At 69.3% G+C, this 25144-nt stretch carries 22 protein-coding genes and 2 pseudogenes; 10 read left to right on the forward strand and 14 right to left on the reverse strand.

The features are described from left to right. Positions 1–123 precede the first annotated feature (123 nt). From chvE to ACIRDU_RS03445, 5 genes are all read left to right on the forward strand, one after another. Positions 124–1236 (forward strand): multiple monosaccharide ABC transporter substrate-binding protein, encoded by a 1113-nt coding sequence (gene chvE / locus ACIRDU_RS03425; protein WP_403573773.1) that lies wholly within the window; start codon positions 124–126, stop codon positions 1234–1236. Between the two features lie 45 nt (positions 1237–1281). Beyond that, positions 1282–2832 (forward strand): multiple monosaccharide ABC transporter ATP-binding protein, encoded by a 1551-nt coding sequence (gene mmsA, locus ACIRDU_RS03430; protein WP_403573775.1) that lies wholly within the window; start codon positions 1282–1284, stop codon positions 2830–2832. Continuing rightward, positions 2829–4073 carry a multiple monosaccharide ABC transporter permease gene (mmsB, locus tag ACIRDU_RS03435; protein ID WP_403573778.1) on the forward strand — a complete coding sequence of 415 codons (1245 nt, stop codon included), beginning with the start codon at positions 2829–2831 and terminating at the stop codon, positions 4071–4073. Before mmsA ends, mmsB begins: the two co-directional genes overlap by 4 nt. 57 nt (positions 4074–4130) lie before the next feature. Continuing rightward, positions 4131–5279, forward strand: a complete 1149-nt coding sequence (locus ACIRDU_RS03440; protein WP_403573780.1) for an aldose epimerase family protein — start codon at positions 4131–4133, stop codon at positions 5277–5279. A gap of 171 nt (positions 5280–5450) precedes the next feature. Further along, entirely contained in the window at positions 5451–7259 is a 1809-nt protein-coding gene (locus ACIRDU_RS03445) for a pyridoxal phosphate-dependent aminotransferase (protein ID WP_403573782.1), read from the forward strand. Positions 7260–7348: 89 nt separating this feature from the next. Here ACIRDU_RS03445 and ACIRDU_RS03450 read toward each other — a convergent pair whose 3' ends face one another. From ACIRDU_RS03450 to ACIRDU_RS03470, 5 genes and pseudogenes are all read right to left on the reverse strand, one after another. Next, entirely contained in the window at positions 7349–8785 is a 1437-nt protein-coding gene (locus ACIRDU_RS03450) for a family 43 glycosylhydrolase (RefSeq protein WP_403573785.1), read from the reverse strand. Continuing rightward, on the reverse strand, positions 8767–9753 hold the full coding sequence (locus ACIRDU_RS03455) for an arabinan endo-1,5-alpha-L-arabinosidase (protein WP_403573788.1): 987 nt from the start codon (positions 9751–9753) through the stop codon (positions 8767–8769). The genes ACIRDU_RS03450 and ACIRDU_RS03455 overlap by 19 nt, the downstream gene beginning before the upstream one ends. A gap of 249 nt (positions 9754–10002) precedes the next feature. Continuing rightward, on the reverse strand, positions 10003–10266 hold the full coding sequence (locus tag ACIRDU_RS03460; RefSeq protein WP_403573791.1) for a hypothetical protein: 264 nt from the start codon (positions 10264–10266) through the stop codon (positions 10003–10005). Between the two features lie 71 nt (positions 10267–10337). Further along, positions 10338–10796 carry a PPOX class F420-dependent oxidoreductase gene (locus ACIRDU_RS03465; protein ID WP_403575124.1) on the reverse strand — a complete coding sequence of 153 codons (459 nt, stop codon included), beginning with the start codon at positions 10794–10796 and terminating at the stop codon, positions 10338–10340. Between the two features lie 48 nt (positions 10797–10844). After that, positions 10845–11135: pseudogene (locus ACIRDU_RS03470) on the reverse strand (ATP-binding protein); the annotation flags it as partial. Between the two features lie 191 nt (positions 11136–11326). On the opposite strand from ACIRDU_RS03470, the gene ACIRDU_RS03475 reads away from it, so the two are divergent. Together ACIRDU_RS03475 and ACIRDU_RS03480 are read left to right on the forward strand one after the other, a co-directional pair. Next, positions 11327–12154 (forward strand): Scr1 family TA system antitoxin-like transcriptional regulator, encoded by an 828-nt coding sequence (locus ACIRDU_RS03475; RefSeq protein WP_403575127.1) that lies wholly within the window; start codon positions 11327–11329, stop codon positions 12152–12154. Continuing rightward, positions 12151–12339: a DUF397 domain-containing protein gene (locus ACIRDU_RS03480; protein WP_403573793.1), complete on the forward strand. Its 189-nt coding sequence runs from the start codon at positions 12151–12153 to the stop codon at positions 12337–12339. The genes ACIRDU_RS03475 and ACIRDU_RS03480 overlap by 4 nt, the downstream gene beginning before the upstream one ends. A gap of 25 nt (positions 12340–12364) precedes the next feature. Here the strand turns inward: ACIRDU_RS03480 and ACIRDU_RS03485 are convergent, their stop codons facing one another. Next, positions 12365–13138, reverse strand: a complete 774-nt coding sequence (locus ACIRDU_RS03485; RefSeq protein WP_403573796.1) for an arginase family protein — start codon at positions 13136–13138, stop codon at positions 12365–12367. 230 nt (positions 13139–13368) lie between these two features. Then, the gene (locus tag ACIRDU_RS03490) at positions 13369–13920 is read right to left on the reverse strand and encodes a YciI family protein (RefSeq protein ID WP_403573799.1); all 552 of its coding nucleotides are present in this window, start codon (positions 13918–13920) and stop codon (positions 13369–13371) included. 69 nt (positions 13921–13989) lie between these two features. On the opposite strand from ACIRDU_RS03490, the pseudogene ACIRDU_RS03495 reads away from it, so the two are divergent. Together ACIRDU_RS03495 and ACIRDU_RS03500 are read left to right on the forward strand one after the other, a co-directional pair. Beyond that, positions 13990–14400 (forward strand): annotated as a pseudogene (locus tag ACIRDU_RS03495) (alpha/beta hydrolase); the annotation flags it as partial. 22 nt (positions 14401–14422) lie between these two features. Beyond that, positions 14423–14854, forward strand: coding sequence for a hypothetical protein (locus tag ACIRDU_RS03500; protein WP_403573801.1), 432 nt, complete (start codon positions 14423–14425; stop codon positions 14852–14854). Between the two features lie 20 nt (positions 14855–14874). Here ACIRDU_RS03500 and ACIRDU_RS03505 read toward each other — a convergent pair whose 3' ends face one another. Both ACIRDU_RS03505 and ACIRDU_RS03510 read right to left on the reverse strand, forming a co-directional pair. Beyond that, positions 14875–15528, reverse strand: coding sequence for a DUF4360 domain-containing protein (locus ACIRDU_RS03505; protein ID WP_403573804.1), 654 nt, complete (start codon positions 15526–15528; stop codon positions 14875–14877). Positions 15529–15836: 308 nt separating this feature from the next. Next, a complete protein-coding gene (locus tag ACIRDU_RS03510; RefSeq protein ID WP_387842491.1) occupies positions 15837–16295 on the reverse strand; it encodes an RrF2 family transcriptional regulator in 459 nt (152 codons plus the stop codon). Positions 16296–16416: 121 nt separating this feature from the next. Between ACIRDU_RS03510 and ACIRDU_RS03515 the strand changes: the two genes are divergently transcribed. Beyond that, complete coding sequence (locus ACIRDU_RS03515) at positions 16417–19398, forward strand: beta-galactosidase (RefSeq protein ID WP_403573806.1); 2982 nt, start codon at positions 16417–16419, stop codon at positions 19396–19398. 18 nt (positions 19399–19416) lie between these two features. Here ACIRDU_RS03515 and ACIRDU_RS03520 read toward each other — a convergent pair whose 3' ends face one another. From ACIRDU_RS03520 to ACIRDU_RS03540, 5 genes are read right to left on the reverse strand one after another with little or no spacing between them, the layout of a single operon-like run. Beyond that, positions 19417–20931 carry an alpha-N-arabinofuranosidase gene (locus ACIRDU_RS03520; RefSeq protein ID WP_403573809.1) on the reverse strand — a complete coding sequence of 505 codons (1515 nt, stop codon included), beginning with the start codon at positions 20929–20931 and terminating at the stop codon, positions 19417–19419. Beyond that, on the reverse strand, positions 20880–21995 hold the full coding sequence (locus ACIRDU_RS03525; RefSeq protein WP_403573812.1) for an arabinan endo-1,5-alpha-L-arabinosidase: 1116 nt from the start codon (positions 21993–21995) through the stop codon (positions 20880–20882). Before ACIRDU_RS03525 ends, ACIRDU_RS03520 begins: the two co-directional genes overlap by 52 nt. Beyond that, positions 21992–22849 (reverse strand): carbohydrate ABC transporter permease, encoded by an 858-nt coding sequence (locus tag ACIRDU_RS03530; RefSeq protein WP_403573815.1) that lies wholly within the window; start codon positions 22847–22849, stop codon positions 21992–21994. The genes ACIRDU_RS03525 and ACIRDU_RS03530 overlap by 4 nt, the downstream gene beginning before the upstream one ends. After that, complete coding sequence (locus ACIRDU_RS03535) at positions 22846–23784, reverse strand: carbohydrate ABC transporter permease (RefSeq protein WP_403573818.1); 939 nt, start codon at positions 23782–23784, stop codon at positions 22846–22848. The genes ACIRDU_RS03530 and ACIRDU_RS03535 overlap by 4 nt, the downstream gene beginning before the upstream one ends. Then, on the reverse strand, positions 23781–25130 hold the full coding sequence (locus tag ACIRDU_RS03540) for an extracellular solute-binding protein (protein WP_403573821.1): 1350 nt from the start codon (positions 25128–25130) through the stop codon (positions 23781–23783). The genes ACIRDU_RS03535 and ACIRDU_RS03540 overlap by 4 nt, the downstream gene beginning before the upstream one ends. Between the last annotated feature and the right edge of the window lie 14 nt (positions 25131–25144).

The raw sequence follows: 25144 nt of genomic DNA on the forward strand, positions 1-25144 counted from the left end.
TCACAAAAGAAGACACAGCCGACCACAATCCGACACATCTCTTCTCGGTCTTTCCGGCACGACCACCCGGAGCGACTTCGCGCCTCCCAGACCGAGCCCTGCCACAGATCAAGGATGACGATCATGCGTAACCGCAGAGCCGCCCTCACCGCCATAGCCGGAGCCGCGTCCCTCGCCCTCACCCTGTCCGCCTGCGGTCAGAGCAGCGAGGGTGGCGGCAAGGAGACCGAAGGGGACACCAAGGGCGCCACCATCGGCATCGCGATGCCGACCAAGTCCTCCGAGCGCTGGATCGCCGACGGCAAGAACGTCGTCGCGGACCTCGAGTCCAAGGGCTACAAGACCAAGCTGGTCTACGGCGAGGACGACCCCGACCAGCAGGTGTCGCAGGTCGAGAACCTGATCACGCAGGGCGTCAAGGCGCTGATCATCGCCGCGATCGACAACAAGTCGATGAACAACGTGCTCCAGCAGGCCAAGGACGCGAACATCCCGGTCATCTCCTACGACCGTCTAATCCTCGGCACGCAGAACGTCGACTACTACGCCTCCTTCGACAACGAGAAGGTCGGCGAGCTCCAGGGCACCTACATCGTCGAGAAGCTCGGCCTGAAGGACGGCTCCAAGAAGGGCCCGTTCAACATCGAGCTGTTCGCCGGCTCCAACGACGACAACAACACCCGCTACTTCTTCCAGGGCGCGATGAACGTCCTGCAGCCCTACATCGACAAGAAGCAGCTCGTCGTCCGCTCCGGCCAGACCAAGCTCAACCAGGTCACCACCCTGCGCTGGGACGGCGGCACCGCCCAGAAGCGCATGGACGACATCCTGACCTCGGCCTACAAGAGCCAGCGGGTCGACGCCGTCCTCTCCCCCTACGACGGCATCTCCATCGGCATCCTGTCGGCCCTGAAGTCCGACGACTACGGCTCCAAGAGCAAGCCGCTGCCGGTCGTCACGGGCCAGGACGCCGAGGTCGCCTCGGTGAAGTCGATCATCGCCGGCCAGCAGTCGATGACCGTCTACAAGGACACCCGCCAGCTCGCCAAGGTGTCCTCGAACATGGTCGACGCGCTGCTCAACAAGAAGAAGCCCGAGGTCAACGACACCAAGACCTACGACAACGGCGCGAAGGTCGTCCCGGCCTACCTGCTGGAGCCGGTCGCGGTCGACAAGTCGAACTACCAGAAGGAGGTCGTCGACTCCGGCTACATCAAGGAGAGCGACCTCAAGTAGTCCCCGCCACCGACCGAGATTCACCACTGATTGGAAGGCACGACCATGGCGGGACCCGTCCTGGAAATGCGCTCGATCGTCAAGACCTTTCCCGGCGTCAAGGCGCTGTCGGACGTCACACTGACCGTCCGGCAGGGCGAGGTCCACGCCATCTGCGGGGAGAACGGCGCCGGCAAGTCGACCTTGATGAAGGTCCTCTCCGGCGTCCACCCGCACGGCACGTACGAGGGCGACATCCTCTTCGAGGGAGAGGTCTGCCAGTTCAAGGACATCCGGGCCAGCGAAGAGCGCGGCATCGTGATCATCCACCAGGAGCTGGCCCTGGTGCCCTACCTCTCCCTCGCGGAGAACATCTTCCTCGGCAACGAGCACGCCAGCCGGGGGATCATCAGCTGGACCGAGACCCTGCGGCACGCCACCGAACTGCTGCGCCGGGTCGGCCTGTCCGACCACCCGGACACCCGCGTCGCCGACATCGGCGTGGGCAAGCAGCAGCTGGTGGAGATCGCGAAGGCCCTGTCGAAGAAGGTGAAGCTGCTCATCCTGGATGAGCCGACCGCCGCGCTGAACGACGAGGACAGCGGCAAACTCCTGGAGCTCATCCTGGAGTTGAAGAAGCAGGGCATCACCTCGATCATCATCTCCCACAAGCTCAACGAGATCCGCAAGGTCGCCGACTCGGTGACGATCCTCCGCGACGGCCAGACCATCGAGACCCTGGATGTGAAGGCCGCGGAGACCACCGAGGACCGGATCATCAGCGGCATGGTCGGCCGCGACCTGGAGAACCGCTTCCCGGAGCGGTCGCCGCACGAGCCCGAGGAGGGCGCGGCGCCGGCCCTGGAGATCCGGGGCTGGACCGTGCACCACCCGATCGACCAGCAGCGCAAGGTGTGCGACGACGTGTCGCTGCACGTGCGGCGCGGGGAGATCGTCGGGATCGCCGGTCTGATGGGCGCCGGCCGCACCGAACTCGCGATGAGCGTCTTCGGGCGGACCTACGGCCGGTACGCGGGCGGCACCGTCCTCAAGGACGGCAAGGAGATCCGTACGAAGTCCGTCCCCGAGGCGGTCAAGCACGGCATCGCGTACGTCACCGAGGACCGCAAGCACTACGGCCTCAACCTCATCGACACCATCAACCGGAACATCTCGCTGAGCGCCCTGGGCAAGGTCTCCAAGCGCGGTGTGGTCGACGAGCACGAGGAGCGGCAGGTCGCCGAGGGCTTCCGCAAGTCCATGAACATCAAGGCGCCGACGGTGTTCGAGCCGGTGGGCAAGCTGTCCGGCGGCAACCAGCAGAAGGTCGTCCTCAGCAAGTGGATCTTCTCGGGTCCGGACGTGCTGATCCTGGACGAGCCGACGCGCGGCATCGACGTCGGTGCCAAGTACGAGATCTACACGGTCATCGACCAGTTGGCGGCCCAGGGCAAGGCGGTCGTCTTCATCTCCTCCGAGCTGCCCGAGCTGCTCGGCATGTGCGACCGCATCTACACGATGGCCGCGGGGCGGCTGACGGGTGAGTTCTCGCGGGCCGAGGCCTCCCAGGAATCGCTGATGCGTCAGATGACGAAGGACAAAGAGGTAACCCGATGAGCACGGACGTGACCGCCAAGAGCCCGGCCCCCGCGCCGCCGGGCAAGAGCGGAGGGGCCGCGGCCGACGGCCTGCTGCAGCTGGTGATCGACGGTATGCGCCGCAACATGCGGCAGTACGGCATGCTGATCGCGCTGGGCCTGATCGTGGTCCTGTTCGCCGTCTGGACCGACGGCGACCTGCTGCTGCCGCGCAACGTCTCCAACCTGGTGCTGCAGAACAGCTACATCCTGATCCTCGCGATCGGCATGATGCTGGTCATCATCGCCGGCCACATCGACCTGTCGGTCGGATCGCTGACGGCCTTCGTCGGGTCGATGGCCGCCGTGTTCATGGTCAAACAGGATCTGCCCTGGCCGCTCGCCGTGGTGCTGTGCCTGGCCGTGGGCGCGGTCGCGGGTGCCGTACAGGGGTTCTTCATCGCGTACGGCGGGATACCGTCGTTCATCGTGACCCTGGCGGGCATGCTGATCTTCCGCGGTCTGACGGAGATCTTCCTGGAGGGCCAGACCCTCGGCCCGTTCCCGGACGGGCTGCAGAAGGTCGCCAACGGGTTCCTGCCCGAGGTCGGCCCGAACACCAACTACCACAACCTCACCCTGCTGCTGGGCTTCGCGATGATCGCCTTCGTGATCTTCCAGGAGGTCCGTGACCGCAAGCGGCAGCAGGAGTTCAACCTGGAGGTCCCGCCCACCAAGCTGTTCCTGCTGAAGCTGGTCGCGATCGGCGCCGCGGTGCTGACGCTCACCATGCTGCTGGCCAGCTACAAGGGCGCCCCGATCGTCCTGCTGATCCTCGGTGTGCTGCTCGTCGGCTTCGGCTACGTCATGCGCAACGCGATCATCGGCCGCCACATCTACGCCATCGGCGGCAACCTCCCGGCGGCCAAGCTGTCGGGTGTGAAGGACAAGAAGGTCACCTTCCTTGTCTTCCTGAACATGGGCATGCTCGCGGCCCTGGCGGGTCTGGTCTTCGCCGCCCGCTTCAACGCGGCCTCTCCCAAGGCCGGCCTCAACTTCGAGCTGGAGGCGATCGCGGCCTCGTTCATCGGCGGTGCGTCGATGAGCGGCGGTGTCGGCACCGTCCTCGGCGCGATCATCGGTGGCCTGGTCCTGGGCGTGCTGAACAACGGTATGAACCTCGTCGGCATCGGCACCGACTGGCAGCAGGTCATCAAGGGCCTGGTGCTTCTGGCGGCGGTCGGGTTCGACGTGTGGAACAAGCGCAAGGTCGGTTCGTAAGTCAGATCGGGGCCCCGCCGGCAGGCGGGGCCCTCTCCTCAAGCGGGAGCCGCACACATGGAACTGAACAGACGCACGGTCATCGCGGGAGCAGCGGCGGCGGGCATAGCCGCCACCACGCTCGGCGGCACGGCGCACGCCACGGGAGGCAGGAAGCCGGTGAAGACGCTCTTCGGCAAGCTGGCCGACGGCACCAAGGTCTACAGCTGGTCGCTGGAGAACGGCGGCACGCGCCTGAAGGTCCTCTCCTGGGGCGGCGTCGTCCAGTCCCTGGAGATCCCGGACCGCCGCGGACGGTACGCCAACGTCTCCGCGGGCTTCGACAACATCGAGGACTACGTCGCGAAGACCCCGTACTTCGGCGCCCTCATCGGCCGTTACGGCAACCGCATCGGCAAGGGCAAGTTCACGCTGGACGGCAAGGCCTACCAGCTGTCCGTCAACGACGGCGAGAACAGCCTGCACGGTGGCACCCAGGGCTTCGACAAGCGCGTGTGGGACGTCGAGCCGTTCACCAAGGGCTCCGACGTCGGACTGCACCTGTACTACACGAGCGTCGACGGCGAGATGGGCTACCCGGGCACGCTCAAGACGAAGGTGACGTACACGCTCACCCGGCACGGCGACTGGCGCATCGACTACGAGGCCACCACCGACAAGGCCACCGTCGTCAACCTCACCAGCCACGTCTACTGGAACCTCGCCGGCGAGGGCAGCGGCACGATCGAGGACCACGAACTCCAGATCGCCGCCTCCCGCTACACGCCCACCGACGCGGGCCTGATCCCGACGGGCGAGCTGGCCAAGGTCGCGGGCACGCCCTTCGACTTCACCCGGGCCAAGGCGATCGGCCGGGACATCCGCACCTCGCACCCTCAGCTGGTGACCGCCAAGGGCTTCGACCACAACTGGGTCCTCGACAAGGGCATCACCGCCCGGCCCGAGCACGTGGCCACCCTGCGCGACCCGGCCTCCGGCCGCACCCTGAAGATCGCCACGAACGAGCCGGGCCTGCAGTTCTACTCCGGCAACTTCCTCGACGGCACCCTGACCGGCCCGTCCGGCCGCACCTACCGGCAGGGCGACGCGCTGTGCCTGGAGACGCAGCACTTCCCGGACTCGCCGAACAAGCCGAAGTTCCCGTCGACGGTGCTGCGGCCGGGGCAGACGTACCGGACGACGACGATCCACACGTTCGACTGCTGAGGCCACTGACAGGCCTTCACAGACCGGGCACACGTTCTACCCGTTTTCCTGACGGTTGAACGGTGCCACTGTGATCTCCGTATGAAAGGGCGGTCCGCGCTCCCCCGCGCGGGCCGCCCTTGAACGTCGGGTCCGGCCGTCCCCAACGGGCCCGCCTCACACGGAGGTTCCATGGCCGACAACGTCACGTCGCTGTTCCGCAGTACCGCGGCACACAGCCCGTCGATGGCGGCTCTGACACGCGAGGGCGGCGAGGGAGCCGGCCCCGTGGACTTCTGTATCCCCTGCAACCCGTACTTCCCGACCCCGGCCATGTTCGAGGACATGGCGGGCCGGCTGCGCGACATCATCACCTACTACCCGAGCAGCGCCGACACGATCACGGCCGAGCTGTGCAGTCTGCTCCAGCTGCCCCCGCAGTGCGTGGCCATGGGCAACGGCTCGACCGAGCTCATCACCTGGATCGACCACCTGCTGGTGCGCGAATCCCTCGCCGTCCCCGTCCCCACCTTCGGCCGCTGGACCGACCAGCCCATGGAGACCGGCAAGCGGGTCGACATGTTCCCGCTCCAGGAGTCCAGCGGCTTCGCACTCGACCTCGCCCAGTACGCCGAGTTCATCCGGGCCCGCGGCACGCGCGTCGCGGTGATCTGCAACCCGAACAACCCCGACGGCGGCTTCCTGCACAAGCACGCCATCGTGCAGTTCATGGACGCCATGGCCGATCTCGACCTGATCGTCGTCGACGAGTCGTTCCTGGAGTTCGCGGACGCCGAGGCCGAGCCGTCCGTCGTGCAGGAGGCGATGCTGCGGCCCAACGTCATCGTGCTGCGCAGCCTCGGCAAGAACTTCGGCCTGCACGGCATCCGCTTCGGCTACCTCGTCGCCAACCCCGCGCTCGCGGGCCGGGTCCGCGCGATGCTCCCCAAGTGGAACCTCAACTCCTTCGCCGAGCACGTCGTCTTCATGCTGAAGGAGCACGGCGCCGAGTACGCGCAGAGCCTGCAGCAGGTGCGCCGCGACCGCCTCGACATGGCCGGCCAGCTCTCTTCCCTGCCCGGGCTGACGGTCTACCCGTCGCAGGGCAACTTCCTCTTCGTGCGCCTCCCCGTGGGCGCCGAGGGCACCGTGGTCCGGGACCGGATGCTCACCGAGCACCGGATCCTGGTCCGCGAGTGCGGCAACAAGATCGGTTCGTCCAGTCGCTTCCTGCGTCTCGTGGTGCGCCCCCAGGTGGACGTGCGTCGCCTGGTGTCCGGCCTGGAACAGGTGCTCTACGGGACGTCCAGGAGGGGAGCCGCCGTACCCGAGCTGGGCAACGGGACCAGCTACAGCTCGGGTACGGCGGCCGTGGACCGTCTGGTGAGCGAGACGAACGGGTCGGGCATGCGGGGGCTCGCGGCGCAGGCGATGGGGATGGCCGCGGCGCCGGCTGCCGCCGCGGGGGCCGGAGGGCCGGGGCTCGCCGCCACCCCGGCGGCCGCGAGTACGGGTGGGGTGGGGTTCGCTCCCGCCGCGGCGGCCGCCGCCCCGGCTCCCGCTCCGGCCACCGGCATCGGCATGCCGCTCCCCGCCGCCGCGTCCGCCGTACCGGCGGGTGCGGGTGGTGGGATGCCGATGCCGGCTGCGGCGCAGGTGCCCCAGCCGCAGATGCCCCAGACGCAGATGCCGCAGTCGGTGCCGCAGCCCCAGATGCCGCAGTCGGTCCCGCAGCCCGCTCCCCAGCCGGTGGCCGCCCCGGCCCCGCCGCTGGCGCCCGCGGCCCAGGTCCCGGCACCGGTCCCCGCTCCGGCGCCCATGCCCGCGCCATCGCCCATGGCCGTCCCGTTCACCGGGCCCACGCCGCCCGGTGTCCCGGCCCGTGGGGGCCTGACGGCCGCGCAGGTGCGGGGTACGAACGGGCTGACGCCGGCGCCGGCCACGGGGTGGCCCGCCGCGCAGAGCTGGCCCAACGCGGCGGGGATGGGGCAGGCCGGATAGCGACCTTCTCGCCGTAGGCTGGTTCTGTGACCGGGCGGGCGCGGGGTCCGTCGTGGCGTGTCGCGCAGTTCCCCGCGCCCCTGGGCGGACTACACCGCCGTCAGTCTCCACTGCTGGCAGTTGTTGTTGAGCCATGTCCACTGGCGTACGTCGGCGCTGTCCGCCGTGGAGCAGCCGGCGACATCGGCCACCTTGCCCGTGGCCTGGTTGGCGATGCGGACGAAGCCATCGTCCGTGGCCACGAAACGGAAGCGCTGACAGGTGTTGTTCAGCCAGGACCACTGGCGCAGGTCGGCGCCGTCGGCCGTCGAGCAGTCGGCGGTGTCGAGGACCTTGCCGGTGGCGACGTTCACCAGGCGGTGGGTGTCGTCGCCGAGGTCCTCGAGGCGCCAGCGCTGGTTGGCGCCCCCGGTGCAGCCGTACTGCTGGACATTGGCGCCGTCAGCCGAGGAACTCCCGGCCACTTCCAGGCACTTGCCACTGTTGCGGTTGGTGACGGTGTAGGTCGTCGAGGCGGAGGCCGGTTCGCCGGAAGGCCCGGGGAGCGAGGCGCCCAGCCGCACGGGGGTACCGAAGTTCGGCGTGCCGTCGGAGTTCCAGGTGAACTTCTGCGCCCGGGTCGTACGGCCGTTGTCGCAGCCCTCGGAGGCGGCGTCGTTGGCGTGGTAGACGATCCAGTTCTCGCGGCCGTCGGGTGAGGTGAAGAAGCCGTTGTGGCCGGGCCCGTACACCCCGTTGGCGTCACTGCGCTGGAAGACGGGCGTGGACTTCTTGGTCCAGGAGGAGGCGGACAGCGGGTCGGAGCCGGTGAGCTCCAGTTGCCCGAGCTTGTAGTCGGGTGTCCAGCAGCCGCTGGCCGAGTAGATGAGGAAGGTCCGGCCGCCCCGCTGCAGTATCTCCGCGCCCTCGTTGACCGTGCCGCCCTGCCGCTCCCAGGCGTACGTCGGTGTCGAGATCGTCGAGTAGGAGCCGCTGACGGTGTACGGGTTGGACATCGGGGCGATGACGAGGTTCTGTGTGCCGCCGGTGATCGCACTGCCGAGCATGTACAGCCGGCCACCCACGTTCAGCACGCTCGGGTCGAGCATCCATACGTTGCTGAGCTGCCCCTTGTAGGTGTACGGCCCCATTGGGTCGGACCCCGCGCTCTCCAGCACATGGCTGCGCTGCGTCGGGTTGTAGTCGGACACGTTCTGCCCGGCGACGTAGTACAGGTACCAGCGGCCGTTGAGGAAGTGCAGCTCCGGCGCCCAGATGTTGCAGCAGCGGGAGGCGGCGTCGCCCTTCCACACCTGGACGCTGGGGGCGGTGGAGAGCCCGGCGAGGGTGGTGGACTTGCGGATGGTGATGACGTCGGTCCAACTGGTCGTCACCAGGTAGTAGTTGCCGTCGTGGTACGAGATCCAGGGGTCGGCGCCCTTGACGGACTTGACCGGATTGGCGAACGAGGCGGCGCTCGCGGAGGGCTGGCCGAGGCTCAGCGCGAGCAGCAGGGCCGCCAGCAGGGTCAGTAGGCGACGGGCCATCCGCTGCTCCAGTTCAGGAGGTTGACGCCCAGCTTGGGCGTGCCGTTGTCATTGCCGTCGTAGTAGTGGTAGACGATCAGGTCGCCGTCGGCGTCCTTCAGGATCGACTGGCCGCCTGGGCCGATGACGCTGCCGTGCGACTCCAGGACGGGGGTGCCGCCGTTGTTCATCATCGAGACGCCGTTCTTGTCGACGTACGGCCCGGTGATGCTGGAGGCGCGGCCGACCTTGACCTTGTACGTCGAACTCGTCCCGTTGCAGCAGGTGTCGTACGAGGCGAAGAGGTAGTAGTAACCGTTCCGCTTGACGATGAAGGGTGCTTCCACGGCCTTGGTCCCGGTGGGGCGGGAGGCGAGCGAGTAGCGGGTGGTGTTGGAGGACAGCTGCTTCCCGGTGGACGGGTTGATCTGGATCATCTTGATCCCGGTCCACCAACTGCCGAAGGACAGCCACCACTTGCCGTCGTCGTTCACGAAGAGGTTCGGGTCGATGGCGTTGAAGTCGCTGGCGGAGTTCGACGTGTAGACGGTGCCCTGGTCGGTCCAGCTGCCCGGCTGGCCGGTGCCGGAGGTCGCGAGGCCGATGGCGGAGGTGTTCGAGCCGAACTTCGAGACGGAGTAGTACATCAGGTACTTGCCGCCGTGGTACGAGATGTCCGGCGCCCAGGCCTCCGGCACGGAGGAGTAGTTCCGCCACCAGCTCGGCCGGCTGGAGAAGGCGTCGCTGCCGTTGCGGAAGGCGGTGCGGTCGCCGGAGGTCTTGTTGGCGATGCCGCCGCCGGTGGCGTAGAGCAGGTACTGCCCGGACGAGGTGCGGATCATCGACGGGTCGTGCGTGATGACGTCACCGGTGACCCGGCCCGGGTCGGGATATGCGGATGCCGTACCCGGAATCAGCGCCAGGAGCGCGGCGGCGGGGAGGGCGAACAGGGCGGTTCGCCTGCGGAGGGTGCGGGGACTGCGGCTCATGCGGGTCCTCTCCTTGCGGTGGGGGTGAAAAGCTGCTCGATATCCCGAACAGCGATCGCAAGTTCGAACGGACCGTAGAATCGAACCCCTTGCGCGTCAATGGTCCGCGCAGCAACAGCTGCGCGGACCACGGAAGCTCGGCCGAGACGCGGAAGTGTCAGCCGATCGGGAGTCACAGCCCGTAGTACCTGACGTGGTAGCCGTCCACGTACTCGCCCTCGCCGCCGGCGATCAGACCCGCCGGCTCGCTCACCCCGCCGCCCGGGCCGTCGCCACGAGCATCTCCGCGAGGGCACGGCCCTCGGGTTCGCCGGAGCCTCCCGCGTCCACGCGCCACACCGGATCGTCGTCGCGCCAGACCGAGGCCGAACCCGGGTGCTCGGCGACGGTGCCCCAGCCGAGCGAGGCCGCGTCGACGCCGTCCGGGGCGAAGCAGCCGATCGACAGCCGGTCGCCGCACGCCAGGCCGAAGAGGAGGGGCGCGCTGCCGCCGGTCCGCCCGTAGAACGGCATCCCGATACCGATGCCGAGGGCGGTCGCCTCCGCGGGCAGGGCCGTGAGGAAGTCGCCCAGCGACCGCAGCCCTATCCCTCGATGTCGAGCGCGGTCCCGTACAGCCGGTCCACCTTCAGCCGGATGACGACGCGCCGCTCGTCGACGAGTTGCCGGAGGAAGGCGTCCTCGTCCTCCGGTTCGGCGCCCGCCGGGATCATCGCGAGCAGCTCCCGGCCGACCGTGTCGCCGGGAACCGTCGTGACCTCGGAGATCTCGGCCTCGCCCTCGGCGACGGCGAACGACCAGACGTCCCCGCCCTGCACATGCAGCGCGGCACGCGGATCGCGGCGCAGATGCTTGAGCTTGACGCGGTCGGCCGTCGTCGAGAACCGCACCGTGCGGGACTCGGCGTCCCAGCTGTACACCATGGTGGTCAGGTGGGGGTGGCCACTGCGCTTGACGGTGGCGAGCGTGCCGAACTGCTGGGCGGCGAGCAGGTCGGAGAGGGCTGCGTCGGACAGGAGGCGGGGCGTCGGTCTGTCAGTCATGACATCGCCAACACCGGTAAGCCGCCTGGCATTTCGAGAACCAGCTCCCGAAATCCATTCCGGCAGCCGGATCTCCGCACGCACGGTCTTGCCGGGCGGCTCGCGGTCGAGCACCTCCCAGCGGTCGGCGAGCGCGTCGACCAGGACGAACCCCCGGCCGTGCTCGTCGAAGGGCCGGGGCGGGCGTACGGCACCCGGAGCGGGCGGATACGGCGGCCCACTGCGGGTGTCGGTGACCTCCACCCGGACGCTGCCCGTGACGATCGCCAGCCGCAGTTCGAAGTCCCGGCCCGGAACGCGCCCGTGCGTCACGGCGTTGGCCGCCAACTCGGCCACGATCGCAACGTACGGTGACCGGGTTCCGGAAGATGGACTGTGGCGTCATGCGCCCAATCTGGCGGCTGAGACGGGCGATTCTCCAGGCTGCCGCCGCGTACGCTGCGGCAGCGTACACGGTGACGGACTGGACAGTACCGGTGACTACCCGTGACGATCCCTCCGGGAGGTGATCGACGGTGGTCGATGGCGTGATGGGGGCGGGAACGGGCGGCGAGCCGGAGTCGTCGGACAGCTTGCGGACGTTCGGGGCGGTGGTCCAGGGCTTGCGCGAGCACGCGGGGCTGAGCCGGGAGGAGTTCGGCGAGCTGGTGCGGTTCTCCAAGCACACGGTGGCTTCTGTGGAGTTGGGCAGGCGGATGCCGGATCCGGTGTTCGTGGAGCGGGCGGAGGAGGTGTTCGGCAGGACGGGGGCGTTGCGGAAGGCTGCGGGGTGTTTGGAGCGGCAGCCGGGGTTGGCGGCTTGGTTTCGGCGGTGGGCTGCGCTGGAGCAGACGGCGATCACGTTGTACACCTACGAGTGCCGCATGATTCCTGGCTTGTTGCAGACGGAGGCATACGCGCGAGCGCTCTTCGCCAATCAGTTGCCGCCGCTGGACGACGGACAGATCGAGGAACGGTGGGCCGCTCGGGCCGAGCGGCAGAAGCTGCTGAAGGGGCGACCGAACACCGCGTTCAGCTTCATCCTGGAGGAGCACCTGTTCCTGCGATGCCTAGGTGGGGGTGGAGTCACCCGTGAGCTCGTCGATCATCTGCAGGAGATCGCGGAGCTGCGGAACGTCGAGGTCCAGATCATGCCGATGACGCAAGGGGCACACGCAGGGTTGGCCGGTCCCATGCAGTTGCTGGAAACACCCGAAAACCGGTGGCTCGCCTACAACGAAGGCCAGCGCGGAGGTCAGTTCATCTCTGACCCGAAAGAGATCAGCGTGCTTCACAGGCGGTATGCCAGGATGCGTTCGCAGGCTCTCTCCCTCGAAGACTCCTCGAGCCTGTTGCAGCGGATGCGAGGAAACCTATGAGCACCGTCGAACTGGCCTGGTTCAAGTCCAGCTACAGCAGCAGTGGCGACGGCGATTGCGTCGAAATGGCCGTAACCGCTTACCCCGACACCATCCACATCCGAGACTCGAAGAACAGGCAGGGCCCCCAGCTCCGCCTCTCCCCCACCGCCTGGTCCGCCTTCCTCACGCACGCCGCCGAGTAACTGCCGGAGGCGCCCAATTCGCTGCTCAGCCCCGGGCGGTCCCGAACAGCCCGTCGACGATCCGCCGCAGTGCGGCTTCCTCCTGACCGGTGTCTTCCCCCCGCTCGTACTCGGTCAGCGCGATGCCGGCGAGCGTGAACTCCCCCGTCAGTGCCCGCACCGCTCCCAGCAGGTCGTCGATGTCGAGACCTCCGGGTTCCGGTGTGCCGACGGCTGGGAAGACCCGCGGGTCGAGGACGTCGAGGTCGATGTGGACGTAGACCGCCTCGGCGCCGGTCGCGCGCACCGCGGCCAGGAGCGGACCCGGTTCGGCCAGCTGCTCGACGCCGACGTGCCGGATGCCGCGGCGCTCGACGAGGTCCCGCTCTCCCGGGTCCAGGGACCGGGCCCCCGCCAGCACCACGCGGTCGGCCGACAGGCTCCGCGCGGGTCGCAGGCCCTCCGGTCCGTCGCCGATGAGCGCGCGCAGCACCATGCCGTGGAAGGCCCCGGAGGGCGACGACTCCGGTGTGTTGAGGTCTGCGTGAGCGTCGAACCACACCAGCGCCAGCCGGTCCCCGAACACGGAGAGCGCGGTTTCGACGGGGGCGAGATCGACTCCGCAGTCGCCGCCGACGGTCACGACTGTGTCACCCGGCGGAATCTCGGCCAGTGCCTCGCGCACTGCTCGCAGGTGCCGCTCCAGTACGTCGGCGTTCCGTACGCCGCCCCGCGAGTTCCCGACGCCGCTGTCGAGCGCGACCGCGTACCGCCGGCCTTCGGGCATCAGCTCGGCAAGCCGGGCAGCCCCACTGCGCAACCGGCCGGCGGTCGCAGCCCCCGACCCCTGCCACTGCGCCACCTCAAGTACGACCCGCCCGGACGAGATTCTCTCCTCTCCACGGTGATCAACACAGCCTATGAGCGGCAGGGACACGGACGGACGTGCCCCTGCGCCTCATGAGTCATGGCCGGCCCGACATCCTCCCTGACAAGATCACCGCCCGATCCTCCCCCGTCAGTTCTCGTCCGCCACTCGCGGCGCACTCCTCACCGTCGCCCGCCGAACTCCCAGTCGTGCACCTCGACCGCGGCGTACCGCTCCGAGGTCAGCACCGCACGCGCCGCCTCCGCATCCGCAGCCCGCACCAGTGCCGCCGTACCCACCCACACGGCACCGTCGTCCGACAGCAGCGGCCCGTACGCGATCAGTTCGTCCCGCAGAGCACCCGGCGGATCGAGGTCGACACCGTCCCCCGAGCCGAACCCGATCACGAGGTACCGTCTCCCGTCCGTCCGCCCACCGGGAAACTCCCACATGGTCCGCCCCAGCAGATTGCGCCACCGCCGCACCAGCACGTCCCGGTACGCCCCGGCCTGGTAGTTGGGCTCGTCGAAGGCGAACGCCCGGGCGGCGGCGGCATCCGGCAGGTCGACGATGTGGACGCTGCCGGTGGGGGTCTCCCCGTCCTGGGCGAAGGTCGGCCCGCGGGCGATCAACTCCGCCTCGTACCGGTCCATGTAGGCCCAGTGCGCCTCCCCCAACTCCTCACGCAGCGGCAGGGAGCCGGGCCGGTCGCGGTGATAGCAGAAAAACTCCATGGCTCATCCAACCCCGGTGGCTACTCTCGTGTCTCCCATCGTCGCGACCGCAGGAGAGCAGACCGTGCGCAGCGCCTGGTCCTGGTCGACGCGAAGCTGGACCCGATCCCGCGCGCCCCGGGTTCCTCGGGCAGCAGCGGCATCGCCGCCTACTCCGAGGCGGAGTTCGTCACGGGCGGCGGCTGGGAGGAGGTCCGCGACCGGGTCGGCTCCCACTGGTGGTCCACGATGCGCCTGGCCGGCCGTGAGGCTCTGCACCGCAGCGCGTTCCACCTCACCCGCGGCACGACCCCGACCATGCGCGAGCTCCTGCTGGACCTGAAGATTCCCCGCACCCTCCTGCTCCCCGCGGCGGACGGCCCGCTCCCGGGCGCCGACGCCCTCACCGAGGTAGGGGTGTCCGTCGTCACTGTCCCCGACTGCGGCCACAACATCATGCTGGACAACCCGGAGGCCTTCGTGGCGGCCACCGCCGCGGCTCGAGAACGAGGACGCCCCTGCCATGCGGTACGTACGATTCGTCAAAGGCGCCGTCACCGTCGCCGTCTCCACCGCCGCCTGCCACTCCCTCATGTACGCCGGCTTCGCGGGGGCACGCGAAAGCGCGGCCGCGAGCGAGGACGACACGTGGGCCGGCGCCTTCGAGTTCCTGCTCACCACGGCCGCTTCCTGGGCGCTCATGCCGCTGCTGCTGTGGGCCGGCATGCTGGTGATGCGGGAGAGCGGCAACACCCTGCTCGTGCTCGTCGGCGGGTTGGTCTGGGTGATGCTCTCCGGATACTTCACCGACGACATCGACCGCGCCGGCGGGCACCTACCGGTTCCGGCCCTCGCCGCGTACGTCCTTCTCGGTACGGCGGCGGCCGGCGTCGGCCACCGGCCGGACGACGCGCAGGATCACGAAGGGCGGCCCACCGGACCACACGCCCGGTGAGGCCGCCCCCGTTCACACCGTCACGACTTCTTCGGGCACTCCTTCCACGCCAGGTGGTACACCGTGCTGATGTCCCCGTCCGTGGAGTCCATCGTCATGAAGCTGACCTTGTCCGCCGACTGGGTGCCGGCGTTGACCCGGAGTTCGGTGTTGATGTTGAAGTTGCGCTGGACTCCGCAGGGCGCGTAGACCAGTTGGGCCCAGTCCGTCTCGTCGGTGGCCTGCCAGTTGTCGTTGAGGGGGCCGCTGAAGGGGTGGTTCTTGTACACCGTGCTGGGCGAGCCCTGGAAGTAGTACGAGGCCCGCTGCGAGGCGCTCGCGCCGCGCTGGAGGGAGGCGAAGCCGCGGTAGTCCGCGCTCGCGATGGCGTAGGTGAAGCCGCCGGGGACGTGGACGACCAGGCTGAGCTGGCAGTTCCGGCGGAACGCGGTCGGGTCGGAGTTCCCGCCGGCCTGGGCGAGGTAGTCGCTGTAGGTCACCGTGAACGCCGTGTTGTCCTCGGAGACGGCGACCGCTGCCGTGCCCTGCGGGCAGCCGGAGCCGTTCACCGTGGCGACCTTGATGATGATCTTGTCCGGGGGCGGGTCGTCGAACCCGGAGGACGGGGATGATGCGGGAAGTGCGCTGGTGAGCAGCGCGGCGATCGCGCCGCTCAGGAGCAGGCCACCGGCCATGGTTCTCCCATCCGTTCGTGGGGGGTGGATCGATGCGTGAGCGCAGACAGGGCATGGGCATGTCAAAGTGACAGCGCATGCGCCCCCGGCCTGTGACCATTCCATGAAGGGGATGTGAAGGGCGGGAGCGGTCGCATCGTACGCAGGGCCGCAGGGGTCGGCCAGGTCGCTGTCCGGCCATTCACACTGGCGGGAATTCACTGGGGTACCGGCAGGCACATAGGGTGCGTTGCACCAGTGCGTCAGACCGAGGACATCCCGAGGACGGAATGAGGATCACGCACAGCGCCGCCCACGGCCGCCGCCCCTCAGGGGTTCTCCCAGGCCGCCGGTTCCGCCGCCAGCCGCTCCACCGGCTCCGGCAGCGCTCCGGCCGCGAGGTCGGCGACCGTCACGCCCTCCAGGATCCTGCGCACATTGGCCCGCAGCGCGATCCACAGCGGCAGCAGCGGCTCGGCCGTGCCGGAGTAGGCGAGGCCGGTCGGCCGCTCGCCGCGCACCGAGACGATCGGCCCGTCCACGGCCCGGATCACGTCCGCGACCGTGATCTCCGAGGCCTCCCGGGCCAGCCGGTAGCCGCCGCCCCCGCCGCGCCGGCTGTCCACGACACCGCCGCGGCGCAGATCGCCGAGGATCCCCTCCAGGAACTTGTGGGGGATGTCCTGCGCGGTGGCGACGGCCTCCGCCTTGACCGGCCCCTCCCCCTGCCGGACGGCCAGCTCCACGACCGCTCGTACCGCGTAGTCCGCACGTGCCGAGATCCTCATAGGACCATTGTCGCCGTCACCCTGTAGACATTGAGCACACACACCGCGCACCACACCCCTCGAGCACCACGCATCACGCACCACGCACCACGCACCGCAAGGCACAACAGGAGGCGCTCCCTTGGAGCTCAGCAGGCGTACCTTCCACGCTCTGGCCGGCACGGCGGCGCTCGGCTTCGCGCTGACCGGCAGTGGGTCGCCGACCTCCGCCCATCCGGCACGCACCGCGCCCACTGGCCCGCCCCCACCGGTCCCGAGCGCGGACGGCAGACGGCACGAGATCGGCTTCGACCACTACTCGCTGCTGGTCGACGGCCGCCGCCTGGTGCTCTGGTCGGGCGAGATGCACCCCTTCCGGCTGCCGAGCCCGTCGCTGTGGCGGGACGTGCTGGAGAAGATGCGCGCCCACGGCTACAACGCCGTCAGCGTGTACGTCGCCTGGAACTACCACTCCCCCGCGCCCGGCCGGTACGACTTCACCGGCGTGCGCGACCTCGACCTGTTCCTGCGGACCGCCGCCGAGACGGGGATGTACGTGATCCTTCGGCCCGGGCCGTACATCAACGCGGAGGTCGACGCGGGCGGCTTCCCGGGCTGGCTGACCGCCACCGAGGGCCGGGCCCGGACGTCCGACCCGACGTATCTGCGCTATGTCGACGAGTGGCTGACCGCCGTCAACGCCATCGTCGCGGGGCGCCTGTTCACACGGGGCACGGGCACGGTCCTGCTCTACCAGATCGAGAACGAGTACGACGCGCACACCGACGAGCCGTCCGGACGCGCCTACATGTCGTACCTGTACGAGAAGGTCCGCGCCGACGGCATCGACGTACCGCTGTTCCACAACGACAAGGGGCGCAACGGGTACTGGGCCCCGGGGTCGTTCGGCACCGGCGGCGAGAAGGAGCGCTGGCTGTACGGCTTCGACGGGTATCCCGAGCCGGACCGGGTGCCGCCCGACTGGGGGCTCTTCGGGAGCGGCGGCGCGAAGGGCGGGGCGACGGCCAGTCCGCGGACGCCCGCCTTCGTGCCCGAGTTCGGCGGGGGCTGGTTCGACCCGTGGGGCGGATCCTGGTTCGACGGCAAGGGGTACGCCGAGGCGCGCCGGACCCGGGACGCGGCGTACGAGCGGCGCTTCTACCTCACCAACCTCGCCAACGGCATCACGCTGCACAACGTCTACATGACGTACGGCGGCACCTCCTGGGGCTGGCTGCCCGCGCCGGCCGTCTACACCTCGTACGACTACGGCGCCGCGTTCGACGAGGCCCGCAACGCCACCCCGAAGCTCGCCCCCATGCACCAGATCGGGCAGTTGCTGCGTTCCGTGCCCGACCTCGCCAAGCTGAACCGGGCGAAGGCGGTGCGGGCCGGCGACGAGCGGATCAAGGTCTACCACCTGGCCAACCCCGACACCGGCGCCCACGTCTACGTCCTGCGCAACGACTCCGACGAGGCGGTCTCCTCGACGCTGCCGGACGCCGGGATCGACGTGCCCGTCACCGTCCCGGCCCGGGACGCCAAACTGATCGCCGCCGGTCTGAGGCTCGGGAAGCGGACGCTGGTGCACTCCACCGTGCAGCCCATGGTGAGCCTGACCGCCGGGCGGCAGGACATCGCCGTGTTCGCGGGCCGGCGGGGCGAGATGGCCCAGGTCGTCCTGGAGTGCGCGGACGAGCCGACGCCCATGCGGCTGGACGCGGAGCCCGCCTGGTCCTGGAACCTCGGCAAGCTGAACATCACCGCTCCGCTCGGCGCCGGCGGGCTGAGCCGGGTGCGGGTCGAGGACGACGGTGTGGACACGCCGATGCTGGTGCTGTTCGCCGACGACGCCACCGCCCTGCGGTTGTGGCCCTACGAGACCCCGTCCGGCCCGCTCCTGGTCTACGGCCCCGCCCTGCTGCGCTCGGCCGAGCTGCGCGGCTCCACCGTCCACCTCACCGGCGACACCACCGGGGCGACCGGCCTGGAGGTGTGGGGGCCGCGCGGGATCACCCATGTCACCTGGAACGGGCGCCCGGTCCCCTGCCGGATCAGCGCCTCCGGCAGTCTGCTGGCGCTGCGCCCGCTGCCCGGCGTGACCCGGCCGGCCCTGCCCGCCCTGGACGGCTGGCGGCGGCGGACCGGGAACCCGGAGGCCGAACCGGACTTCGACGACTCGGACTGGACGACGGCCGACAGGAAGACGACCTTCAGCACGACGCCCGTGCCCGACGGCGGGCCCGTGCTGTTCGCCGACGACTACGGCTTCCACTACGGCGACGTCTGGTACCGGGGCGAGTGGACCGACGCGAGCGGCATCGACTCCGTGTCCCTCGCCTACAGCACCGGCACCCAGGGCCTGCTGATGGCCTGGCTGGACGGCGAACCGCTGGGCACGCACCGGATGCCGGTCCCCGGCAAGGACCGGGCGCGGCAGGGGACGTGGACCGCGAAGGCCACCTTCGAGCTGCCGGAGGAACTGCGGAAGAAGTTCCGCGAGGAGCGCCCGGAGACGGAACGGCAACGGCATGTGCTGTCCGTGCTCGTGCGGCGGATGCAGCACGACATGGACGGCAGGGCGCTCGACACGCACAAGGCCGCGCGCGGCCTGACCGCGGTCACCTTCGAGGGCGCCTCCCCCGAGGTCACGTGGCGGATCCAAGGCACCGCCACGCCCGACCCCGTGCGTGGGCCGATGAACACCGGCGGGCTGCACGGGGAGCGCGAGGGCTGGCACCTGCCGGAGTACGACGACGGGGACTGGAAGGACGCCGAACTCCCCCGGGCCGACCGGCGGCAGGGCGTCACCTGGTACCGGACGGACTTCCGGCTTGACGTCGACCCGGGCGTCGACGCCTCGATCGGACTCGTCCTCGACGACGACCCGGGCCGGGCCTACCGGGTCCAGATCTTCCTCAACGGCTGGAACATGGGCCAGTACATCAACGACGTAGGGCCGCAGCACACCTTCGTGCTGCCGAACGGGATCCTGCGCACACGGGGTGCCAACACACTGGCGTTGGCGGTGTTGTCCGACGGGACCACACCCTCCGGGCCGGGGGACGTGCGGCTGACGCTGCTGGGCGCCGCGGCCGGAGGGGTGCCCGTAAAGCCGGTCTGACCGGATCGACCGGGGCCGTCACGCCAGCCGGATCACGTTCCAGGACAGCGGCTCCAGGACGGCGCTCAGCGTGCCGTCCCGCAGAGCCGTGCCGTCGACCGGGTGGGGTGCGACCCGCTCGGGGTCGTCGAGGGTGTTGCGGGCGTCGGGGTCGGCGTCCGCGAGGGCGCTGTGCTCGACGACCCGCGTCAGGTCGAGGCCGTTCAGGGCGACGTCGAGCGGCAGGGCGTCGGTGCGGCTGCGGTTGACCGCGAAGACGGTGACGGTGCCGTCCTCGGCGCGCACGGCGGTGGCGTGCAGCAGGTCGGTCTCGCCGTACTTCTCCGTCTCGTGCTTCGGGGAGTCCACGCGGACGTCCAGGACCTGGCCGCGGCCGTACCGCGACGCCTGCGCGAACGGGAAGAACGTGGTCTGCCGCCAGGCCGGGCCGCCGGGCTCGGTCATGATCGGCGCGATGACGTTGACGAGCTGGGCGAGGCAGGCGACCGTGACGCGGTCGGCGTGCCGGAGCAGGGCGATGAGGAGCGAGCCGAAGACGACCGCGTCCATCACGCTGTAGTTGTCCTCCAGCAGGCGCGGGGCCTCGGGCCAGTCGTCCTGCTCGAAGGTCTTGGCACGGGCCTCCCACTCGGGCAGGTACCAGACGTTCCACTCGTCGAAGGAGAGGTTGATCTTCTTCTTCGACTTGAGCCGGGCGCCCACGTGGTCGGCGGTCGCGACGACGTTCTCGATGAAGGACTCCATGTCGACGGCGGAGGCGAGGAAGGAGTCGAGGTCGCCGTTCTCGGGCCAGTAGTAGGCGTGCAGCGAGATGTGGTCGACGAGGTCGTACGTCTCCTTCAGGACCGTCGCCTCCCACTCCGCGAAGGTCGGCATGGACTGGCTGGAGGAGCCGCAGGCGACGAGTTCGACGCCGGGGTCCATCTGGCGCATGGCCCGGGCCGTCTCCGCGGCGAGGCGGCCGTACTCCTCGGCCGTCTTGTGGCCGGTCTGCCAGGGGCCGTCCATCTCGTTGCCGAGGCACCACAGGCGGATGCCGAAGGGGTCCTTGTCGCCGTGCGAGACGCGCAGGTCGGACAGGGCGGTGCCCGCGGTGTGGTTGGCGTACTCCTGGAGCTCCAGGGCCTCGGCGACGCCCCGCGTGCCGAGGTTGACGGCCATCATCGGCTCGGCCTGGGGGCCGATCTTGCGCAGGAAGTCGATGTACTCGGAGAGGCCGAAGCGGTTGGACTCCGTCGAGTGCCAGGCGAGGTCGAGGCGGCGGGGTCGGTCCTCGGCGGGGCCGACGGAGTCCTCCCACTTGTAGCCGGAGACGAAGTTGCCGCCGGGGTAGCGGACGGCGGTGACGCCGAGTTCCCGGACGAGATCCAGGACGTCCTGGCGCAGGCCCTTGTCGTCGGCGGTGGGGTGGTCCGGTTCGAAGACGCCGGTGTAGACGCAGCGGCCGAGGTGTTCCACGAAGCTGCCGAAGAGGCGGGGGTTTACTTCGCCGACGGTGAAGGCGGGGTCGAGGGTGAAGCGGGCGGTGTGCATGCTTGCCTTTCGAGGTTCGGTTTCGTCTGCAGGTGATTCGTGGCTTGTCGCGCCCACGCGGCGGAGCCGCACATTGACACAGACCAGCGCCCCTGAAGCAAGCTCGGCCAGCCCTTCTTGTTCCAGCTCAGGGTGTTCAGTCCCAGCTTGGGGGTGCCTTCGTCCGCTGCGTCGTAGTAGTGGTAGGCGAGGACATCCTTGCCCCGGTCCCTGAAGACCGACTCGCCGCCCGTGCCCATGTAGCGGCCGTGCCCCTCCAGGACCAGGTCGCCGCCGCCCTCCAGCATCGGCTTGCCCGTGCTGTCGACGTACGGGCCGGTGACCTTCAGCGACCTGCCGACCTTGATCTTGTACGTCGAGTTCACGCCCTGGCAGCAGGCGTCGTAGGACGCGAAGAGGTAGTAGTGGCGGCCGTGTTTGAGGATGTACGGGCCCTCGACGGCGTAGGGAGCGTCGGGGCGGGTCGCCAGGTGGTGGACCTCGGCGCCGGGGACCGCCTTGCCCGTCCTCGGGTTCAGCTCGACCATCCGGATGCCGGTCCAGTACGAGCCGAAGGACATCCACAGCCTGCCGTCGGCGCGGATGATCGCCGGGTCGATGGCGTTCCACGTGTCGGTCGTCTCCGAGGTGAAGACCTTGCCGTGGTCGGTCCAGGTGCCGGGCAGGCCGGTGCGGGACGTGGCGACGCCGATCGCGGAGTGGTTGCTGCCCCAGGAGGAGACGGAGTAGTAGAGCCAGGAGCGGCCGTCGCGCCGGGAGAGGTCGGGCGCCCAGGGGTCGGCCTTGTCGTTGTACTCGTACCACCAGGCCGGCGGCTCGGCGAAGGCGTTGCCGGCGTCGGTCCAGTGCCTGCCGTCCTCGGACAGGCGGGCGCCGATGATGCCGCCGGTGGAGTAGGCGACGTAGCCGCCGGACTTCAGACGGGAGACGGTCGGGTCGTGGATGATCTCCTGGCCGGTGATCGGGCGGGGGTCGGGGTAGGTCTCCGCCGCCTGTGCGGTGGGGGGCAGCAGGGCCAGGAGCGGGGCCGCCGCCACGGCCGTGAGGGTTCTGCGCAGGGTCACTGTCCCGCCAATCCCGTGTGGGCGACGCCCGCCACGATCTGACGCTGGAAGAAGACGAACACGATGATCAGCGGCAGGCCCGCCATCAGGCCGCCGGCCATGAGCTGGGCCCACTGGATGCCGTAGGAGTTCATGACGGTCGCGATGCCGTTCGGCATGGTCATCAGGTCGGGGTTGTTGGTCACCATGTACGGCCACAGGAAGTTGTTCCAGGAGGCGATGAAGGTGAAGATGCCGACCGCGGCGAGGGAGGGGCGGGAGAGCGGCAGGACGATGGTGAAGAAGACCCGCCAGCGTCCGGCGCCGTCGATGAACGCGGCCTCCTCCAGCTCGCGCGGGATGCCCTGGAAGAACTTGTAGAGGATGTAGACCATCGCGGCGGGCGCGCACTGCGGCAGGATCATGCCCCAGTAGGTGTCGACCATCCCCATCTGCTGGACCGTGGTGAAGAGCGGCACGCCGAGGACGGCGGGCGAGACCATCAGACCCGCCATGACCACGCCCATCAGGACGTTCTTGCCGCGGAACTCGGTGCGGGCGAAGCCGTAGCCGGCGAGGGCACTCACCAGCAGCACGACGGACGTCACGCAGACGGAGACGACCAGGGAGTTCACGAACCAGTTGGTGATGTTGCCGGTCTCGAACAGGGCCTTCCAGGCCTGGCCCGTCCAGTCCTTCGGGAGCCAGTGCGGCGGGATCTCGGCCGCCTCGGCCTCGGACTTGAGCGAGGTGAGCAGGGCCGCGGCGATCGGCGCCATGAAGACGGCGGAGACGGCGACGCCGAGCACGGTCAGGACGATCTGGCCGGGCGTCCAGGGACTGCGGGGCTCGAGCCGTATCTGCGTGCTGCTCATCGGGTGCCCTCCGCTCGGTTGCGCAGCAGCCACATCCGCGCCAGGGCGACGACTGCGATGATCACGAAGAAGATGATGGACATCGCGGAGGCGTAGCCCACGCGGTAGCTGGTGAAGCCCTGTTCGAGGGTGTACTGGACGAAGGAGCGCGTGCTGAGCTCCGGTCCGGGGCCGAAGTCCATCATCACGACGGCCTGGTCGAACAGCTGGAGCGAGGCGAGGATCTGGAGCGCGATCACCAGGCCGGTGATGCTGCGCAGCATCGGCAGGGTGATGTGGACCATGCGATGCCAGGCGTTGGCGCCGTCCAGCTTCGCGGCCTCGTACAGGTGGGCGGGGATGCCCTGGAGGGCGGCGAGGTAGAGCAGGAAGCTGAAGCCGACCGTCCACCACAGGGTGGTGATGACGATGGCGAGCATGGCGTACGACTTGTCGGTGAGCCAGGGCGTGTCGAGCCCGAAGGTCTCGTTGAACAGGCCGATGCCCTGGGTGAACAGCCACTGCCACATGTTGGCCGCGACCGTCGACGGGAGCAGGAACGGCGTGAAGAAGCACAGCCGCCACAGCCACTTCCCGCGCTCGATGTTGTGGGCGAGCATCGCGAGCAGGAACGCGAGGAGGGTGATGCAGGGGACGACGAGGAGCGTGAAGTACGCGCTGTGGCCGAGCGCGTCCCACATCGCCGAGTCCTTCAGTGCCTCGCGGTAGTTGTCGAGGCCGACGAAGCTCGCTTGCTCGCCCGTGATGTTGGCGTCCGTGAAGCTGAGGTAGAGGCCACGCAGCAGCGGCCAGATCACGAACAGCGCGAAGAGCACCAGGAACGGGGCGACGAACCAGCCCCCGTGCTGGAACCCCTGCTTGCGGCGGACGGTCGCGGCGGCGGTGGCGGTCGTCGCCCGGGCCGGTGCGACGACGGTCTGAGCGCTGGTCGTCATGCGACCGCACCTCCCTGCGCGGCGGTCCTGCCGTCCATCGGGTTCTTCGAGGCGAGGAGCCTGGTGAGCCGGTTCTTCATCCGCTGCGCGACCGCGGCCGGCTTGGCGGAGCCCATGGTCGAGGAGACGACGACCGGGCCGAGGTCCTGGGCGAGGACGCCGGTGGAGCCCGCGAACCACACCTTCGGCTCGGTGGCCTGGTGGTCCATGGCGCTCACATACTCGTTCTGCGGGGTGAGCTTCTTGTACGCGGCAGTGGAGAGCGTCGGCGTGTACGCGGGGATGTGGCCGCCGGCCGCCCACTGGAGGGCGTGCTTGACGACGTAGGCGGCGAGTTCGTGCGCGCCCTCGTTGGCGGCGCCGCCGCGTCCGGACTGGTGGGGCAGGACGAAGGCGTGCGACTCGGCGTGCGTGGCCTGTCTGCCGAAGACCGGCGGCAGCGGGGCGGCGCCGTAGTCGAGTTTCGCGCCGGAGAAGACCGGCACCGACCAGTTGCCCTCCCAGGTGAAGGGGGCTCCGTTGATGAACTGCTCGCCGGTGGGGGCGCCGGGCACGACATAGCCGTCGGTGACGTGCCGGCGGAGGAACTCCAGGACCTGGGTGGCCTTGTCGGTGTCGAAGGTGACCTCGGTGTTGGCGTCGTCGAACCAGGTGCCGCCGAGCTGGGTGTAGAAGGCGACGAAGAACCACCACTGGAAGTTCTGGTCGTTGGTCCACAGGCCGATGGTCTGGAGGCCCTTCTTCTGGACCTGTTTGGCCTTCTTCAGGACGTCGAACCACTCGGTGGTGGAGGTGACCGGGATCATCCGGCCGTCGTCGCCGAGCAGCCCCGCCTTCTTCAGCACGTCCTTGCGGTAGAAGCAGAGCTGGACGTGGATGTCGAGCGGGAGGGCGTAGAGCTTGCCGTCGATGACGCCGCGCTTCCACAGGGTGGGGTTGTAGTCCTGCTCCCGTACGCCGTACTTGGCGAGCAGGCCGACGTCCCAGGGGTCGAGGAGGCGGCCGGGCGAGAAGCCGGGTACCCGGCCCAGGTGCATGACGCCGAGGTCGGGGGCGCGGTTGCCCGCGGCCGCCATGGCGAGCTTGGTGTAGAAGGGGTTGCCCCACTGGAGCGTGGAGTCCTTCACGTCGATGCGGGGGTTCGCCCTACGGAAGGCGTCCAGCATCGCGATCATGTTGGCGCCGTCGCCGCCGCTGAAGAGATTCCAGTAGCGCACGCGTGTGTCGGCGCTGGAGGCGAGCGCATCGGCTCCGGTGCCGAGCGCGGCGAAGCCGAAGCTGCCGGCGACGAAGAGTCCGCCGAGCCCGCCGAGAAGCTGCCTGCGGTTCAGGTCAGGTCGTCCCATGCCCTGCCCTTACG

This window comes from Streptomyces sp. NPDC093598 (assembly GCF_044764825.1).
GTDB lineage: Bacteria > Actinomycetota > Actinomycetes > Streptomycetales > Streptomycetaceae > Streptomyces.